Here is a 16,528-nt window from a genome sequence, read left to right as displayed (position 1 = left end):
AGGAGACCAGATGAGCATTGTCGGGACCAGGGTGGTCCGCCGGGAGGACCGGGAGCTGATCACCGCGGGCGGCACGTACGTGGACGACCTGCGGGAGGAAGCGCTTTCCGGTGCCGCGCACGCGGTTTTCGTGCGGAGTCCGATCGCGCACGCGCGGATCGGCGGCATCGACGTGAGCGCGGCGAAGGAGGCACCGGGCGTGCTCGGCGTCTTCACCGCCGCGGACCTCGGGCTCGCCCCGCACCGGGCGGGGCCGCTGCCGGAACCGTGGCTGGCCGGGGACGTGGTGCGGTACGTCGGCGAACCGGTCGCGCTCGTCGTCACCGAAGAGCGCTACCAGCTGGCGGACGCGGCCGAGCTGGTCGACGTCGACTACGAACCGCTCGAAGCGGTGGCGACCGTCGACGCGGCCCTGGCCGACGAGACGCTGGTGTTCCCCGAGCACGGCAGCAACGTCGTGCAGGTCAAGGGCGTCGCGGAGTTCGACGACACGCTCTTCGAAGACTGCGAAGTCGTCGTCACCGAAACCATCCTCAACCAGCGCGTCGCGCCCGCGCCGCTGGAAGTGCGCGGCGCTTCCTGCGTGTGGGGCGAGGACGGCAGGCTGACGGCCTGGCTGTCCACGCAGAACGCGCAGATGGCCCGCAGCCAGCTGGCCGCGACCCTCGGCGTCGGCGAAGAGTCGGTGCGGGTGATCGCGCCGGACGTCGGCGGCGGCTTCGGCGCGAAGATCGGCGCGGACCCCGAGGCGACCGTGCTGGGCTGGGCGGCCAGGCGGCTCGGGCGCGGCGTGCGCTGGGTCGAGACGCGCAGCGAAAACCTCACGGCGATGACGCACGGCCGCGCGCAGCAGAACACCGTGACCATCGGCGGGAAGCGCGACGGCACGGTGCTGGCCTACCGCCTCGACGTCGTCCAGGACTCGGGCGCGTACCCGCGGATGCTGCTGCTGCCGACGCTGACCGAGCTGATGGCCATCGGCGTCTACCGCTTCCCCCGGGTCGAGACGCGCAGCCGTGCGGTCGTCACCACCACCACGCCGATCGGCGCCTACCGCGGCGCCGGCCGCCCGGAGGCGACGGCCGCGGTCGAGCGGGCGATGGACCTGTTCGCCGCGGAGATCGGGCTGGACCCCGCCGAGGTCCGCCGGGCCAACTTCATCCGGCCGGAGCAGTTCCCGTACCAGTCGCCGACCGGGGCGTCCTACGACACGGGCGAGTACGCGGCGGCGCTGGACAAGGTGCTGGACACCGCCGGGTACGCGCAGCTGCGGGCCGAGCAGCGGCGGCGCCGGGAGGCGGGCGAGCCCGTCGAGCTGGGCCTGGGCATCGCGGCCTACGTCGAGATCACCGGCGGCGACGGCGGTGGCGAGAGCGGCCGCGTGGACGTCCACCCCGACGGCTCGGTCGTCGCGTGGACCGGCAGTTCGCCGCACGGGCAGGGGCTCGGCACGACGCTGGCCATGCTGCTGTCGGACCGGCTCGGTGTGCCGCTGGAGAAGATCACCGTCCGCCACGGCGACACCGACGAGGTGCCGAAGGCGGTCGGCACCTTCGGCTCGCGGTCGCTGCAGCTGGGCGGCTCGGCGATCCGGCAGGCGGCCGACGAGGTGATCGCGCAGGCTCGCGAACTGGCCGCGGAACTACTGGAAGCAGCGCCGGACGACCTCGAACTCGACGCCGGGCGCGGGGTCTGGCAGGTCCGCGGCGCGCCGTCGAGCACCGTGCTCGGCTGGGCGGAGGTCGCCGGGCGGACCGACGGCGGCAAGCTCACCGCCGACGTCTGGTTCGGCGACGGCAAGCCGACGTTCCCGTTCGGCGCCCACCTCGCGGTGGTCGAGGTCGACACCGAGACCGGCAAGGTGTGGCTGCGCCGGATCGTCGCCGTCGACGACGCCGGCCCGATCGTCAACCCGCTCACCTTCCGCGGCCAGCGCCACGGCGGGCTCGGGCAGGGTGCGGCCCAGGCGCTGCTGGAGGTCGTGACCTACGACGACGACGGCAACCCGACGACCGCGACGCTGGCGGACTACTCGTTCGTCACCGCCGCCGAGCTGCCGGACTTCGAGCTGGTCGACATGGCGACCCCGACCGACCGGAACCTTCTCGGCGTCAAGGGGATCGGCGAAGCGGCGACGATCGGCTCCACCCCGGCGGTGCACAACGCCGTGGTGGACGCGCTGGCCGCGCACGGCGTGAGGCACCTCGACATGCCCACCACCCCGATCCGGGTGTGGGCGGCACTGGAAGAAGCTCGGAAGGGGAGCGCGCAGTGAAGGTCTCGATCGAGGTCAACGGGCGGCCGGTGACCGAGGAGGTGCCGGACCGGACGCTGCTGGTGCACTTCCTGCGCGACACGGCCGGGCTCACCGCCACGAACGTCGGCTGCGACACGACGTCGTGCGGCGCCTGCACGGTGCTGCTCGACGGCGAATCGGTCAAGTCCTGCACGGTGCTGGCCGCGCAGGCCGACGGCCACGCCGTCACCACCGTCGAGGGACTGTCCTCTCCGGACGGTTCGCTGCACCCGGTGCAGCGGGCGTTCCAGGAGCAGCACGGCCTGCAGTGCGGGTTCTGCACCCCCGGGATGATCATGGCGTCGGTCTCGCTGCTGGCCGACAACCCGAAGCCGACGCGGGACGAAGTGCGCGCGGGCCTCGAGGGCAACCTCTGCCGCTGCACCGGCTACCACAACATCGTCAGCGCCGTGATCGACGCTTCGGGGCAGGAGGTGAACCGGTGATCCCCGCGGCGTTCCAGTACACGCGTGCGTCCACAGTGGACGAAGCGCTGGCCCTGCTCGCCACGCACGGCGAGGACGCGAAGGTGCTGGCGGGCGGGCATTCGCTGCTGCCGCTGATGAAGCTGCGGCTGGCCACGCCGGAGCACCTGGTGGACATCGGCCCGCTCGACGAGCTGCGGTACGTCCGGCTCGAGGGCGACGAGGTCGTCATCGGCGCGTTGTCGCGGTACAGCGCGCTGGCGCAGGACCCGGTGCTGCTGGCGCACGCCCCGCTGCTCGCCCACGTGTCCGGCGAGGTGGGCGACCGCCAGGTCCGCCACCGCGGCACGATCGGCGGCTCCCTGGTGCACGCGGACGCGGCGGCGGACCTGCCCGCGGCGGTCCTGGCGTCGGACGCGGTCCTGGTGGCCCGCGGCCCGGCGGGGGAGCGCCGCATCCCGGCGGCGGAGTTCTTCCTCGGCCCGTTCACGACCCCGCTCGAACCCACGGAACTGCTGACCGAAATCCGCCTCCCGGCCCAGACCGGCCAGGGCTGGGGCTTCGAGAAGTTCACCCGCCGCGCGATCGACTGGGCGATGGCCGGGGTGGTGGTCGCGGGCGGCCGCGTCGGCCTGGTGAACCTGGGCGGCGTACCCCTGCGCGCCACGGCCACGGAGGAGGCACTGGCGGCGGGCGCGTCGATCGAAGAGGCGGCGGCGCTGGCGGCTTCGGGGACGAACCCGCCGGACGAGCCGCACGCGACGGCGGAGTACCGGCGGCACCTGGCGCGGGTGCTGACGCGCAGGGCGTTGACGCAGGCGGCGGCGCGCGGCTGACCGATCCCCGGGGCGGCTCTCTTCCGCGGCGCCGCCCCGGGAATCGCCACGGCCGATTCCCGCCAGCGGGTGTCCCGTGTGGACGGCAGGATCGGCCGGGTGAAAACTGTTGCGCACACGGCGATCGAGCCCGGCATCCTGTACTTCGGCACCCCGGTGGTGCTGATTTCCACGACCAACGAAGACGAAACCGTCAACCTGGCCCCGATGTCCTCGGCGTTCTGGCTCGGCTGGCGGGCGGTGCTCGGGCTGGGCGCCCGGTCGAAGACCACGCAGAACCTGCTGCGCACCCGCGAAGGCGTGCTGAACCTGCCGTCGGAGGCGCTCGCCCCGCAGGTCGACCGGCTGGCCATGACGACGGGGTCGGACCCCGTCCCGGCCGGCAAGCAGGAGCGCGGCTACTTCCACGTGGCGGACAAGTTCGCCCGCGCCGGGCTGACGCCGGTGCCGTCGTCGACGGTGGGCCCGCCGCGGGTCGCCGAGTGCCCGGTGGCCATGGAGGTCGTCGTCGAGGCGGTGCACCCGGTGGGGGACGACGGCGGTGTGCTCGCCTTCGAGGTGCGGGTGCAGCGCGTGTGGGTGCACGAGGAGATCCGGCTGGCGGGGACCGAGGACCACATCGACCCGGACCGCTGGCGGCCGCTCGTCATGAGCTTCCAGAAGTTCTACGGCCTGGGGCCGCAGGTGCACCCGTCGACGCTGGCCCGGATCCCGGAGCGGCTCTACCGCGGTCCGGACATCGACCGGGCCCGGCGGGTTCCCGGTGCGCCGGAGGTGGGGCAGCAGGTCTGAGCCGGTCCACGCCGCCATTCGATCGGGTGAAAGCCCGAGCCTTGCCCGCCCGGTCCAGGGGATCGTGGTCTTTCGGGCATCCGGGTGGCGGCGCCGACGCCCCTGTCCGGCGCACTGCTAGTGTCGTCAGGGAACTTGCTTGAAGGCTTGATGAAAAGGAACCGGCGAGGGGAAATGGCGGAGCGGTTCGAGTTCGTCCTCGAGGTCTTCGAAGCGCTCGTCGTCGGGCGGGCCACCGGGGGCGATGTCCGGCGGTACCCGCTCCGGGCCGGGAACCTGCCCGCCGATCCGGTGCGGTTCGTGGGCCTCGCGCGGCAGGTCTACGACGCCCTCGAACAGCGGCGGCTGTCGGTCTCCGGTGAGCTGCACCCGGGTGTCCGGACCGCCTTCGAGCTGCTCGCCGAGCCGCGGATCTCGGTCGCCGTCAGCGGGATCGACGGGCTCGGGGCCGACGTCGCCGTCCTCGTCGTCAGCGACGGGGCCCAGGCGCTCGGGATCACCCAGGCGCCCGACACCGACGAACTGCTGTTCTCGCTGTTCGCCGACGAAGACCTCGTGGAGGTCGTCACCGGGGTGCTGCCGCCGGCGCCCGCCGCGACCACCGGGAAGCACGTCGTGCACCGGGCCGCCGGGCGGGAGGTCTCCGCGATGACCGCGAAGCGGATCGCCGAGGCCGAATTCGACGAAGAAGAAACCGACGCCTTCGGGATGATCGAGGTCAAGGCCGTCGTGCGGCCCGGGCGGCGGCCGCCGTCGCCGAAACCGTCCGACGTCGCCGTGCTCGAACGGGTGCTGGCCGAACCGCGGCTCGGCGGCGGGCACATCGCCGTCAGCGCGCAGGGACGGCGGGGGGAGCGGCTGGCCGGCGAACCGCTGAGCTGGCTCGACACCGCCGACGGCCGCTACCTGGTGCACACGCGCACCGGGGACGCCGGGGAACTGACCGCCGAATACGTACCGGCCGGGCGGGCCGACCTCGCGCGCGCCATCCGCGACGCGATCGCGGCTGTCTACTGATCGGGGAGGACCAGATGACGACGGAAGAGACCGCGGCGACGGTCCAGGCTGTCCAGGCCACCATGCAGCTCCAGGCCGCCACGACCCCCGAGACGAAGGCCGTGGCCGCGCTGCGGATCGGCCTCGCCGGGGCGCAGCTGAAGCGGCTCGCCCAGACCGGCGGCTTCGCCGTCGACGACACCACCGGCAACCAGCTGATCGAGGCGCTCGAAGGCGTCCTCGAATCCCTCGAGGCGCGGTGGGCCGCCCTGCAGCGGCTGCACGACGCCCCGGCGATGAGCCGGACCGCCACCGGGCAGTGGGTGTCCGCGCACATGGTCAGCACCGCCGCCGACGAGCACGGCCTCGTCACCCAGCTGCAGGCCGCGCGGCAGGAGTTCCCGACCTACATCGAGGCCATCAAGCTGGCGAAGCAGAACTACAAGTCCCGGGAAGAGACGACGCAGAAGACGTTGACCTCGCTCCCGACCGCCGACCAGAGCTGAGGGAGACCGTGGCACCCACCGCCGAGTCCGTCTCGGACCCGTCGTCCCCGGACTACGACCCGCGCAGTCCGCTCTACGACGTGACCGCCGATTCGTCGTCGAAGTACTACGTCGGGCCGCTGACCACGGACCACTCGCCCTCGGGCGACCAGATCCGCGAAATGGCGACCCTGCAGGTCGACGACGAGATCCGGCGCGGCTGGCTCGGCCCGGTCGTCGACCCGGTGCTGCGCGACAAGAAGATCCAGGAGCTCTACCAGCAGCACCTCGACGACGCCAAGCACGGCCTCGACGAGGGCCTCGCCATGCGCGAGACCGGCGGGGCGCCGCGCACGCTGTGGAACAACGCCAGCCACGAGCAGATGAACGAAGCCATCACGCAGGACGCCAACCCGGCGACCGTCGCGGAAACTTCGGAAGAATGGGTCAGCGTCGGCAACGACCTCGGCACCCACCAGAAGACCCTCGCCGACGCGATCAACGCCAGCACCAGCAACTGGCAGGGCGGCGCCGGTGACGCCGTCCGCGAGCACCTCGCCGGCGTCGGCAAGTGGCTCGGCGCCACGGCGCAGGGCGCGACGCTCGCCGGGCGGCAGCAGGAGATCCACTCCCAGGCGCTCAACGAGACCCAGCGGCAGATGGCCGCCAACCCGCCGGTCCAGTTCGACCTCCAGGCCACCAACCAGCGCCTGATGTCGATGACCGACCCCGTGCAGTACGCGGCGGCCGCGGGCGAGGCCATGCAGACCTACCGGGCGCAGCAGGCCGCGCGGGAGCACGCCGCGCAGATCATGACCCAGTACGACGAGACCATCGGTGCCGCCGTCGCCACCCCGCGGTTCCCGGCCCCGCCGAAACTGCCGACCGCCACCGCGACGGCGTACTCGTCCGGCACCCCGGCCTCGGGCGGCGCCGGCGCGGGCAGCGCGCAACACCCGCTGATGGCGCCGCGGACCGCGATGGACGGCGTGACCCCGCAGACCCCGGTCGACGCGAACGCCGCGGCCTTCGGCGGCGCCGGTGCGGGCGGCTCCGGGGCGGGCGGTGCGGGCGTGCCCGGCATCCCCGGCGGCGGCTCGGGCAGGGGCGGTTCCGGGTTCTCCGGCAGCGGCATCCCGGGCGCCGGGGGCAGCGACTTCGCCGGCAGCGGGATCCCGGGCTCCGGCGGCTCCGGCAGCGGCGGTTCGGGCAGCGGCTTCTCGGGCGGCGACTTCTCGGGTGGCGGCATCCCCGGTGGCGGCAGCGGTGCCGGCGGTGCGGGCGGCGCCGGGTTCACGCCGCCGAACTTCGACGCCCCGAACGGGCCGAGCGGCGGCAACTTCACCGGTGCGGGCATCCCCGGCTCGTCGCTGCCGCACATCGACGACTCGACGACCTCCTCCGGCTTCACGCCGTCCGGCATCCCGGGCGGCGGGACCGGCGGCAGCGGCGGCAGCGGCTTCACCCCGCCGTCGATCCCCGGCATCCCGGACGTCTCCGGCGGGGGCGGCTCGGTCCGCGGCGGCTCGCCGATCCCGGGCTTCGTCCCGCCCGGCATCGACCCGATCACCGGCCTGCCCACCGGCACCGGCCCGGGCGGTATCCCCGGCGGCGGCACGGGCGGCGCCAAGCTGCCGACCATCGGCCGCAGCGGCGGGATCAACGGCGAGAGCATCGCCAGCCGGCTCGGCGGCATCCCCGGCGGCGGTGCCGGTGGCGGTTCCCTCGGCGGCATCGGTGGCGGCGGTGCCGGTGCCGGTGGGGCGGGCGGAGCTGCCGGTGGCGGCGTGCGCGGCACGGGCGCGGGCAACCTCAGCGGTGGTGCCGCGTCCGGCGCGGCCGCGGAAGCCGAAGCCGCGGCGGCGCGCAACGCGATGTCGGGCCGCGGCGCGGCCGGTGCCGCGGGCTCGCCGGGCATGGGCGGCATGGGCGCCGGCCGCGGCGGCAAGAAGGAAGACGACAAGGAACACAAGTCGGCCGACTACCTCGAGAGCGACGACCCGAACTTCTTCGCGGGTGAGCAGGCGGTCGCGCCTCCGGTGATCGGCGACTGGAAGAACCAGGATTGGAAGTGACGGCGATGACGGCTCCCGGCTTCGAGGTCGAACCGGACGACTTGGTCGCGCACGCGAGTCACGTCGAGAGCCTGGTCGACCGGCTCAACACGGCGAGCTCGGCGGCGGACACGGCGATGTCGGACCACGCCTACGGGCTGCTGTGCGCGTTCCTCCCGCCGATCATCCGGCCGACGAACGAGCAGGCGAAGGACGCGCTGACGGCCTCGGGCGAAGGCGTGCGCGGGCTGGCGGACAACGTCCGGGCGGCCGCGCAGTCCTACCGCGAAGGCGAAGACGCCAACGCGCAGCCGTTCGAACGCCAGCTCGCGGCCTCGCCGCGCTCGGTGGAAGCGAGGACGAACGCATGACGGGGCCGAACGGGCTCGGGGACCTGGTGCGGGACCCCGACGAGACGATCCGCCGGATGGACGACTGGGCCGCCGGGTTCGCCGCGAAGGCGCAGCGCTACCAGGCCGCGCAGGAGCAGACCGAACGCCTGCGGCTGACCGCGACCAGCGCCGACGGCGCGGTCAGCGTCACCGTCGGCGCGGACGGCACGGTCACCGACCTGACGTTCTCCAACAAGGTCAAGTCGTTCCCGCTGGAGGAGCTGTCGCGGCAGATCCTGACGACGATGCGGCGGGCGCAGTCCGGCATCGCCGACCGCGTCGCCGGGGTGATGGCCGAGCAGCTCGGCGACGAGGACCGCGAAACCCGCAGCGCGCTGCTGGACAACCTGCGCGGCCGCTTCCCGGACCCCGACGAGCCGGACGAGCAGCCGCCCGCGCCGCCGGAGCCGGTGCCGCCGTCCCCGGCCGGGGGCGCCGCGACCCCGCCGGCGCCCGGTGCGCCGCAGCCGCCGCGGCGACCCGCTCCCGCCGACGACGAGGACAACAACCCGTGGTGAACTGACCGGTTCGGGCCCGGCGGCCCTGTGCAAGTCCGCCGGGGCCCGGGCCGGCCGTCGTCGCGGTCCGGGTCCGAGCGGTCCTTTCGGGGTCTCGACAGCGGACGCCCGTGCGGGCGACACTGGGCCGATGACCGGCCTGATCACCGGAAGCCGTGTCCGGCTGCGGCCAGCCGCCGCCCCGGACGCCGCCCGGTTCGAGGAGATCCTGTCGCACCCCGAAGTCGCCCGCTGGTGGGCCGACGCCGAGGAACCGGTGGCCGCCCAGGTGTCCTACCTGCTGGACCCCGACGAAGGCACCACGACCTACGCCATCGAACTCGACGACGTGACCGGCGATGACCTGACCGGCGATGACCTGACCGGCACCGTCGTCGGCATCGAACTCGCCTTCGAGGAAGCCGATCCGCAGTACCGCCACGCCGGGATCGACATCGCGGTGCACCCGGACTTCCAGGGCCGCGGCCTCGGTTCGGACGCCATCCGGACGCTGGCCGAGTACCTGTTCACGGTGCGGGGGCACCACCGGCTGGTGATCGACCCCGCGGCCGGCAACGAGACGGCGATCCGGCTCTACTCCGCGCTCGGCTTCCGGCCGGTGGGCACGATGCGGTCCTACGAACGCGGTCCCGACGGCAGCTGGCACGACGGGCTGCTGATGGACCTGCTCGTGGACGACCTGGTTCCGGCCTCCGACCCCGCACTAGCCGGCTCGTGAGCGGCCCCGCGGTCGCGGCCCGGCCCTTGCGGCGGGTCGCCGTGGCGAGCGCGGTGGGGACCACCATCGAGTGGTACGACTACTTCATCTACAGCACGGCGACGGCGCTGGTGTTCGGCAAGCTGTTCTTCACGACGCTGTCGCCCGCTTCCGGCACCCTCGCCGCCTTCGCGACGCTCGGGGTCGGGTTCCTGGCCCGCCCGGTCGGCGGCATCCTTTGGGGCCACTTCGGCGACCGCGTCGGCCGCAAGGCGATGCTGGTGCTGTCCCTGCTGCTGATGGGGGTGGCCACCGTCGGCGTCGGGCTGCTGCCGACGTACTCCGCGATCGGTGTCTGGGCCCCGATCCTGCTGCTGGTGCTGCGGCTGCTGCAGGGGCTGAGCGCCGGCGGCGAGTGGGGCGGAGCCGCGCTGATGGCCGTCGAGCACGCCCCCGAGGGACGCCGCGGCCGCTACGGCGCGTTCTCGCAGATCGGCGTGCCGGCCGGGCTCATCCTGGCGCAGCTGATGTTCTTCGTCCTCGGCCGCGCGCTGACCGACGCGCAGTTCGCGGCGTGGGGCTGGCGCGTGCCGTTCCTGGCGAGCATCGTGCTCGTCGGCGTCGGGCTGGTGATCCGGCTGCGGATCGAGGAAAGCCCGGTGTTCTCGCGGCTGCGGCAGGCGGAGGAACGCAGCAGCCGCCCGATGGTCGACGTGCTGCGCGAGCGGCCGCGGGCGCTGCTGGTCGCGTCCGGCAGCTTCGTCGCCAACACCGCCGTCGGCTACATCTTCCTGGCGTACCTGCTGTCCTACGGCACTTCGGTGCTGAAGATCGACCGGACCACGCTGCTGGTCGTGGTGATCGTCGGCAGCGTGACGTGGCTGGTGAGCATCCTCGTCACGGCGGCGTGGTCGGACCGGGTGGGCCGCAAACCGGTGTACCTGGCCGGATCGGTGCTCCTGGTGCTCTGGCCGATCCCGTTCTTCCTGCTCGTCGACACGAAGGCGACGGCGTGGCTGATCGTGGCGGTGGTCGTGCTCAACATCGGCCTCGGCGCCACCTACGGGCCGCAGTCGGCGTTGTTCGCGGAGCTGTTCGAGCCGCGCTACCGCTACAGCGGGGCTTCCTTCTCCTACGCCGTGGGAGCGGTGCTCGGCGGGGGTTTCGCGCCGTTGATCGCGACGGCGCTGCAGACGTCCACGGGCACTTCGCTTTCGGTGTCGCTCTACCTGGTCGCGGTGGCGGTGCTGAGCCTGGTCGCGGTGCTGTTCATCCCGCGGGATCAGAGCCGGTCGAGCCGGACGGCGGCGGCCATCCGCTCGTAGCCCGCGTCGCCGGGGTGCAGGTGGTCGCCGGAGTCGTAGGCCGGGAGCATCCGGAGCGGGTCGGCCGGATCGCGGACGGCGGCGTCGAAGTCGACGACGCCGTCGAAGACCCCGCCGGTGCGGATGAACGCGTTCACCGCCGTGCGCGTCGCTTCGAGGGTGTCGTCGTAGACGCGCCAGCCCTTGAACGGGGTCAGCGTGCCGCCGAGGACCCGGATGCCGCGCGCGTGCGCCCGCGCGACCAGCTGTCGGTACGCCGAAGTGATCGCGTTCGGGTCGGTCTGGTGCGGGTCCTGCTGGATGTCGTTGATGCCCTCCAGCACGATCAGCGTCCGCACGCCGCCGACGCTCAGCACGTCGCGGTCGAAGCGGGCGAGCGCGTTCTGGCCGGCGCCGGAGCCGGGGACGTCGAGCAGCAGCCGGTTGGCGCTGATGCCCGCGTTGAGCACGCCGAACCGGCCGTGCAGCCGGTCGGCGAGGTAGTCCGGCCAGCGGTGGTCGGCCCCGGTGGCCGAGCCGACGCCGTCGGTGATCGAATCGCCGAGGGCCACGATCGAAGCTTCCGCGCCGCCTTGGACGTCGACGCCGGAGACGTAGTGCCACACGGACGTCTGCTCGGTGTACGGCGTGCCGGACTCGCTGGCGGTGAAGTCGCCGGTGCGGGTGAAGTACGACGTCTGCGTCGCGGCCGGGTGGTAGGTCACCGGCCCGGACTTCGCCGGCACGTACGTCGTCACGAGCAGGTTCGCGTCGGCGGGGACCCGCAGGTCCACCGGGTCGCTCAGCGTCTCGGCCCCGGCGGGCACGACGACGTCCCCGGCGCCGCCGAAGGTCAGCGACCGCAGGGTCCCCGGCACGGCGTCCGGCCCGGTCGCCTGGACCGCGACCGTGACGTGCCCGAAGGTCAGGGGAGTGGCACCGAAGGCGTTCGACAGGTGGACGCGGGCACGGCCGCCGCCGGCGCTGGTGTGCACGACGTTGCGGATCGAGTAGCCCGGGTAGCCGTCCGGGGTGTTCGGCACGGCGGCCGCGGGCGCCGCGGCCCACGTGCCGGCCCAGCCACCCACCGCGTGCTGCGCCGGGACAGCGCTTTCCGGCTTCGCGCTGCCGGCCGTCGTGAGGAGGCCGAGACCCGCCAGGACAGCCGCGCTCACGGCCACGAAACGTCGCATCCGCCCACCGTCGCGCGTCGGCCGCGGAGCCGGTGACCGCTGATCAGGTGAGGGCACCGGACAGGATCCGGGACAGTGTCTCGGAATAGCGCCCCGGCCGGGAAGTGCGCTCGGCGGGAAAGGGGCGGGCCCGTCCGGGATTCTGGGGATGCCGGACGGGCCCGCGCGAGGTGGCCGTTGCCGCGACGGCCGCTCGCCGGGGTACCCGGTCCCGATCGGGCGGAGGCTGGCCCGGATCGTTGCGTCGTGGCGACCCCGGAGGGCGTGTGCGAGACGCCCTCACCCAGAGCACGGCCGCCGGGCCGCGGTGGTTCAGCGCAGTTCCGGAGTTTCTTCCCGGGCGGGCGGCTCAGGCTGCGGCGGCGGGAAACCCGGCCAGCGCGCGGTGGCCCGCCTCGGTCAGTTCGGCGGGCGCCCACCGGCCGGGCGCGGTCACGACGGCGGCGCGGACCAGGCCGGCGTGGGCAAGGTCGTGGGCGGTGTTCTGGTCGCAGCACGACAAGCCGTCGACGCGGAGGTCGGGTTCGCAGCTGCAGCGGAGCTCGGCACGGCCTTCGGCGATCGCCTTGAGCATGGCGATCGCGCGGCGGCTCAGCGCGTTCGGGTGGGTGGACATCGGTCTGGCCTTTCGGTGCGGCTGGTCGGGTGCGAGTGCTGCAGCTCGTCACCTAGGGATACGCGGCGAACACGAGCGTGGTTCACCGCGATCGCTCCGGTTGGGGTCTTGACAGCGCGAAGGTGACCAAGCAGGGTCATTCATCGGATGAATCACCACCAATGGCGACAGGTTTGCCTCCTACGGCGGACTGCTGCCGTCAATCCGCCGTAGTCATCCGATCCCTGGAGGTTCCGTGCCGACCTTCCCCCGCCGTCAAGCCCTCGGCATCGCGCTGGGTGGCGCGGTCGCGCTCAGCGCGGCCGGCCGCACGCCCGCCGGCGCCGCCGTTCCCGCCGATGCCGCTCCCGACAGCCCGGGCACCCCGATCGTCCCGCCGCCGCCACCGGTCCCGGTCGCGCTGGAGGCCTGGTTCACCAACGACGGCATCGACAGCGCGTCGGCCACCGGGGGCGACTTCGACGGCTCCGGGTACACGTTCCCGGCCGAGCACGTGCCGGCCGGGCAGACCGTCACCGCGGGCGGTGTCCCGTTCCAACTCGGGTCCGCCGCCGCCGGCGCGAAGAACAACATCGCCGCCACCGGCCAGACGGTCGACCTGCCGAAGGGCCGCTACTTCGTCGCGTACTTCCTCCTCGCCGCCAGCTACGGCGCCACCGGCGGCCCGGCCACCGTGCACTACGCCGACGGCAGCACGAGCACCGGCTCGCTGTCCGGGCCCGACTGGTACACCGGCAGCGGCGCGCTCGTCTCGCCGTTCCGCTACGCACCCGGCGGCGTGGTGGACGCCAACCCGGTTTCCCTGGCCACCGGCCAGGTCTGGATCGACCCGGCCCGCGAGGCCGTCGCACTGACCCTGCCCACGACGGCGGACCCGGCCCCGAACGTCGCCAGCCTGCACGTCTTCGCGCTCACCCTGCAGCCGGTCGCCGTGGGCCGCTCGGCGCTGGTCCTGGACGGCCGCTCGACGGCCAACCTGCTGACCGACGGCGGCCCGCAGGCCGCCGAGGCGACCATCGTCAACGCCGGCACCGTGTGGCTGGGCGCGGGCGACCGGGTGAGCGTGACCGTCGACGTCCCGGGCGGCCGGACGACCGTGCCCGCGGCGATCCGCGCACTGGCGCCGGGGGAGCAGGCCACGGTCCGGCTCGGGCTGGCGCCCACCGCGTCCGTGCCGCCCGGCACCACCACGAACGGCCAGATCCGCGTCACCGCCGGGCGCGGCACCCTGGCCACGCAGCAGGTGCCGATCACCCTCGGCGTCCCGGACTTCCGGCCCACCGACGCGTCGCTGTCGGCGCACCGCGCGCCCTACTGGTTCGACGACGCCAAGTTCGGCATCTTCATCCACTGGGGCGTGTACGCCGTGCCCGCGTGGGCGCCGGTGGGGCAGCAGTACGCGGAGTGGTACTGGCAGAACCAGCAGGACCCCGGCGGCGCGACCTACGCCTACCACAAGCAGAAGTACGGCGAGGACTTCACCTACGACGACTTCATCCCGATGTTCACCGCGGCGAAGTTCGACCCGCGTGCCTGGTTGAACCTGATCGCGGACGCCGGCGCGGAGTACTACGTGCTGACGTCCAAGCACCACGACGGTTTCGCGTTGTGGGACACGAAAGTCAGCGACCGCAACTCGGTGAAGCTCGGCCCGAAGCGGAACATCGTCGCGGAGCTCTTCGCGGCCTCGCGGAAGTACACGCCGCAGCTGCGCAACGGCCTGTACTTCTCGCTGCCCGAATGGTTCAACCCGGACAACCCGTGGATGGGCCACGCCCCGCGCAACCCCTACACCGGCGCACCGGTGCCCTACACCGGCTACACGGCGGGGAAGGACTTCGTCCGCGACTACCAGGCGCCGCAGGTGCTCGAGCTGGTCTCGGAGTTCGACCCGGACGTGCTGTGGTTCGACATCGGCGGGGTCAACGACAGCCGGGCCGTGCTCAGCGAGTACCTCAACCGCGCGAAGAACCGCAAGCGCCCCAAGGACGTCACCTACAACGACCGCGGCGGCATCCCGGACCACGACTTCACGACGCCGGAGTACACGACCTACCCGAACACGGTGGTGGCGAAGTGGGAGGCGAGCCGCGGTCTCGACCCGTTCTCCTACGGCTACAACCGCGCGACCCCCGACGACAAGTACATGACGGCGGCGGAGGTCGTCCGGACGCTCGTCGACATCGTCTCCAAGAACGGCAATTTCCTGCTCGACATCGGCCCGGACTTCGACGGCACGATCCCGGCCGTCATGCAGCAGCACCTGCGTGACGCGGGCGCGTGGCTGAAGGTCAACGGCGAAGCCGTCTACGACACCACGTACTGGTCGCGGATGGCACAGCTCGGCGACCTTCGCTTCACGGTGAAGCAGAACGAAGCGTTCTACGTGCATTCGCTGACGGCACCGGGCAGCCGCCTGGTGGTGGACGCCCCGGTTCCGATCCGCGGCGGCGACCGCGTGACGCTGCTCGGCTACCGCGGCGCCCTGCACTGGACGGTGGAGAACGGCTCGCTCGTGATCGACGTCCCGGCCGCCGCCCGCCAGGCCGGCCGCTACACCTGGGTGTTCAAGATCGCCTGGAGCTGATCGCCAGCGCGGGCTTCGCGGAAGAGGTTGAGCAATCCCGGTGTCCAGCTGGTTGCTGCACGTCCGAGTTAGAGCCTTTTCTGGCTGCTATATAGTACAGTATACCGGTGTTGTGGAGAAGTGGAAAAGAGAGCAGCAGGCGCACTTCGGCAAAAGGTGGGCGATATACACCACGGCTGCGCGGATTGCTGGCAATAACGCTGGTTGCCGTGTTGATATTGCTGGTTGCTTCCGTGGCTCTTATGATTCTTTTTGCTTGGCTTATGGGGGTGAAGTTACCTCCGTTGTCGGCGGGTTCGTTGTCGGGATCTGCTCTGCCTGATCTCGTGCGTAGTACCGTGTCGGCAGGAACTTTGATAGCGGGTACGTTCGCACTCGTTTATGCCTATCGGAAGCAGCGAATCGATGAAGCGGCGAGTTTCCGTGCAGACGGTGAGCATTTGAGCAAGAGGTATCAAGACGGCGCGGTCCAGTTGGGTCACGAGCGCGCGGCGGTGCGGCTTGCAGGTGTCTATTCGATTAGCCGCCTGGCGGACGATTGGCCGGACAATCGACAGATGTGCATCGATTTGCTATGCGCTTATTTGCGAATGCCATACGTGTCGATGGTCGACAACGACGATGAATATGTAGTACGGGCATCGCTGTTCGAGGTTATCCGGCAGCATGTTCAGGATCCCGATGCCGAAACAAGTTGGTCGCGATATGACTTTGACTTTTCGGGTGGAACATTCGACGGCTTGGATCTGAGTGGCGGCAAATTTTATGGAATTGTCACATTTCAAGATTCGCGGTTCACGGGTTTTCAACGGAGAGAGGATGGCAAGAACTTCGGTTGGTTTCGACTGAGAAATTGTGTGTTCAAGACTGGAATATCTTTCTTTCAGGCGAGGTTCGACCAATGTGTCGTCTCTTTTGATGGTTCAAAGTTTGAGGCGGGTGAAGTGTTCTTCGGGGGAGCTGAATTTACTGATTTCAACCTGTTTTTCCGTGATTCAAGTTTCCTGGGCGGAAGAATATATTTTGGGGGCGGCAAGTTTGAATGCAGCGAGAAAGCAGGCAGTCGCAGCCTTGGTCACGTCTGGTTCAATGGGGCGGAGTTTGGTGGTTCCGAGCTGGAGTTTAGAGGTTTTCGCGCAATTGGTGCGATCGAAATCGAATTCGATTCGGTAAGAATGATTGCCGGTCGTGTTGATATGGCGGGATTGCATTTAAAATCTGGGTACGGGACTGAGCCTAAGCTTCTTGTTGCGCCATCAGAAGCTGTGGACGGTGTGCTGCGAATGCCCCCGGACTCGGGACGGCAGCTAGAATTCGACCTTCCGCTTCGATGATTT

Annotated in this window: 15 protein-coding genes; 13 read left to right on the top strand and 2 right to left on the bottom strand. The window is 71.4% G+C overall.

The features are described from left to right. The first annotated feature begins 10 nt into the window (after window positions 1–10). The 11 genes from ACLJPY_RS26955 (at window position 11) to ACLJPY_RS26905 (ending at window position 10,816) form a co-directional block, all read left to right on the top strand. On the top strand, window positions 11–2,275 hold the full coding sequence (locus tag ACLJPY_RS26955; protein WP_410592555.1) for a xanthine dehydrogenase family protein molybdopterin-binding subunit: 2,265 nt from the start codon (window positions 11–13) through the stop codon (window positions 2,273–2,275). Continuing rightward, on the top strand, window positions 2,272–2,742 hold the full coding sequence (locus tag ACLJPY_RS26950; RefSeq protein ID WP_410592554.1) for a (2Fe-2S)-binding protein: 471 nt from the start codon (window positions 2,272–2,274) through the stop codon (window positions 2,740–2,742). The genes ACLJPY_RS26955 and ACLJPY_RS26950 overlap by 4 nt, the downstream gene beginning before the upstream one ends. Continuing rightward, on the top strand, window positions 2,739–3,557 hold the full coding sequence (locus ACLJPY_RS26945; RefSeq protein WP_410592553.1) for an FAD binding domain-containing protein: 819 nt from the start codon (window positions 2,739–2,741) through the stop codon (window positions 3,555–3,557). The genes ACLJPY_RS26950 and ACLJPY_RS26945 overlap by 4 nt, the downstream gene beginning before the upstream one ends. 99 nt (window positions 3,558–3,656) lie before the next feature. After that, entirely contained in the window at window positions 3,657–4,349 is a 693-nt protein-coding gene (locus tag ACLJPY_RS26940; RefSeq protein WP_410592551.1) for a flavin reductase family protein, read from the top strand. A gap of 174 nt (window positions 4,350–4,523) precedes the next feature. After that, window positions 4,524–5,366 carry an ESX secretion-associated protein EspG gene (locus ACLJPY_RS26935; RefSeq protein WP_410592550.1) on the top strand — a complete coding sequence of 281 codons (843 nt, stop codon included), beginning with the start codon at window positions 4,524–4,526 and terminating at the stop codon, window positions 5,364–5,366. A gap of 14 nt (window positions 5,367–5,380) precedes the next feature. Then, on the top strand, window positions 5,381–5,851 hold the full coding sequence (locus ACLJPY_RS26930; protein WP_410592549.1) for a hypothetical protein: 471 nt from the start codon (window positions 5,381–5,383) through the stop codon (window positions 5,849–5,851). An 8-nt stretch (window positions 5,852–5,859) separates the two neighbouring features. After that, complete coding sequence (locus tag ACLJPY_RS26925) at window positions 5,860–7,905, top strand: hypothetical protein (protein WP_410592548.1); 2,046 nt, start codon at window positions 5,860–5,862, stop codon at window positions 7,903–7,905. A gap of 5 nt (window positions 7,906–7,910) precedes the next feature. Beyond that, window positions 7,911–8,255, top strand: coding sequence for a type VII secretion target (locus tag ACLJPY_RS26920; RefSeq protein ID WP_410593058.1), 345 nt, complete (start codon window positions 7,911–7,913; stop codon window positions 8,253–8,255). Then, a complete protein-coding gene (locus ACLJPY_RS26915; RefSeq protein ID WP_410592546.1) occupies window positions 8,252–8,794 on the top strand; it encodes a YbaB/EbfC family nucleoid-associated protein in 543 nt (180 codons plus the stop codon). Before ACLJPY_RS26920 ends, ACLJPY_RS26915 begins: the two co-directional genes overlap by 4 nt. 130 nt (window positions 8,795–8,924) lie before the next feature. Beyond that, window positions 8,925–9,512 carry a GNAT family N-acetyltransferase gene (locus ACLJPY_RS26910; RefSeq protein ID WP_410592544.1) on the top strand — a complete coding sequence of 196 codons (588 nt, stop codon included), beginning with the start codon at window positions 8,925–8,927 and terminating at the stop codon, window positions 9,510–9,512. Continuing rightward, window positions 9,509–10,816: an MFS transporter gene (locus ACLJPY_RS26905; RefSeq protein ID WP_410592543.1), complete on the top strand. Its 1,308-nt coding sequence runs from the start codon at window positions 9,509–9,511 to the stop codon at window positions 10,814–10,816. Before ACLJPY_RS26910 ends, ACLJPY_RS26905 begins: the two co-directional genes overlap by 4 nt. On the opposite strand, the gene ACLJPY_RS26900 is transcribed toward ACLJPY_RS26905, so the two are convergent. Both ACLJPY_RS26900 and ACLJPY_RS26895 read right to left on the bottom strand, forming a co-directional pair. Further along, window positions 10,774–11,988: an SGNH/GDSL hydrolase family protein gene (locus tag ACLJPY_RS26900; protein ID WP_410592541.1), complete on the bottom strand. Its 1,215-nt coding sequence runs from the start codon at window positions 11,986–11,988 to the stop codon at window positions 10,774–10,776. The genes ACLJPY_RS26905 and ACLJPY_RS26900 overlap by 43 nt on opposite strands. Window positions 11,989–12,337: 349 nt before the next feature. Then, on the bottom strand, window positions 12,338–12,604 hold the full coding sequence (locus tag ACLJPY_RS26895) for a hypothetical protein (protein WP_410592540.1): 267 nt from the start codon (window positions 12,602–12,604) through the stop codon (window positions 12,338–12,340). 235 nt (window positions 12,605–12,839) lie between these two features. Here ACLJPY_RS26895 and ACLJPY_RS26890 point away from each other — a divergent pair, with 235 nt between their 5' ends. Continuing rightward, complete coding sequence (locus tag ACLJPY_RS26890; RefSeq protein WP_410592538.1) at window positions 12,840–15,191, top strand: alpha-L-fucosidase; 2,352 nt, start codon at window positions 12,840–12,842, stop codon at window positions 15,189–15,191. A gap of 107 nt (window positions 15,192–15,298) precedes the next feature. Next, window positions 15,299–16,525, top strand: a complete 1,227-nt coding sequence (locus tag ACLJPY_RS26885; RefSeq protein WP_410592536.1) for a hypothetical protein — start codon at window positions 15,299–15,301, stop codon at window positions 16,523–16,525. Window positions 16,526–16,528: the final 3 nt, after the last annotated feature.

Source organism: Amycolatopsis sp. lyj-23, assembly GCF_046549135.1.
GTDB lineage: Bacteria > Actinomycetota > Actinomycetes > Mycobacteriales > Pseudonocardiaceae > Amycolatopsis.
The sequence above is the reverse complement of the archived record's forward strand: the minus strand, read 5'-3'. Positions and strand labels throughout refer to the sequence as shown.

Bases quoted from the DNA above. Each gene is read 5' to 3' on its own strand.
- ACLJPY_RS26955 (WP_410592555.1), top strand. From the start codon at position 11: ATGAGCATTGTCGGGACCAGGGTGGTCCGCCGGGAGGACCGGGAGCTG.
- ACLJPY_RS26935 (WP_410592550.1), top strand. From the start codon at position 4,524: ATGGCGGAGCGGTTCGAGTTCGTCCTCGAGGTCTTCGAAGCGCTCGTC.
- ACLJPY_RS26930 (WP_410592549.1), top strand. From the start codon at position 5,381: ATGACGACGGAAGAGACCGCGGCGACGGTCCAGGCTGTCCAGGCCACC.
- ACLJPY_RS26920 (WP_410593058.1), top strand. From the start codon at position 7,911: ATGACGGCTCCCGGCTTCGAGGTCGAACCGGACGACTTGGTCGCGCAC.
- ACLJPY_RS26915 (WP_410592546.1), top strand. From the start codon at position 8,252: ATGACGGGGCCGAACGGGCTCGGGGACCTGGTGCGGGACCCCGACGAG.
- ACLJPY_RS26910 (WP_410592544.1), top strand. From the start codon at position 8,925: ATGACCGGCCTGATCACCGGAAGCCGTGTCCGGCTGCGGCCAGCCGCC.
- ACLJPY_RS26900 (WP_410592541.1), bottom strand. From the start codon at position 11,988: ATGCGACGTTTCGTGGCCGTGAGCGCGGCTGTCCTGGCGGGTCTCGGC.
- ACLJPY_RS26895 (WP_410592540.1), bottom strand. From the start codon at position 12,604: ATGTCCACCCACCCGAACGCGCTGAGCCGCCGCGCGATCGCCATGCTC.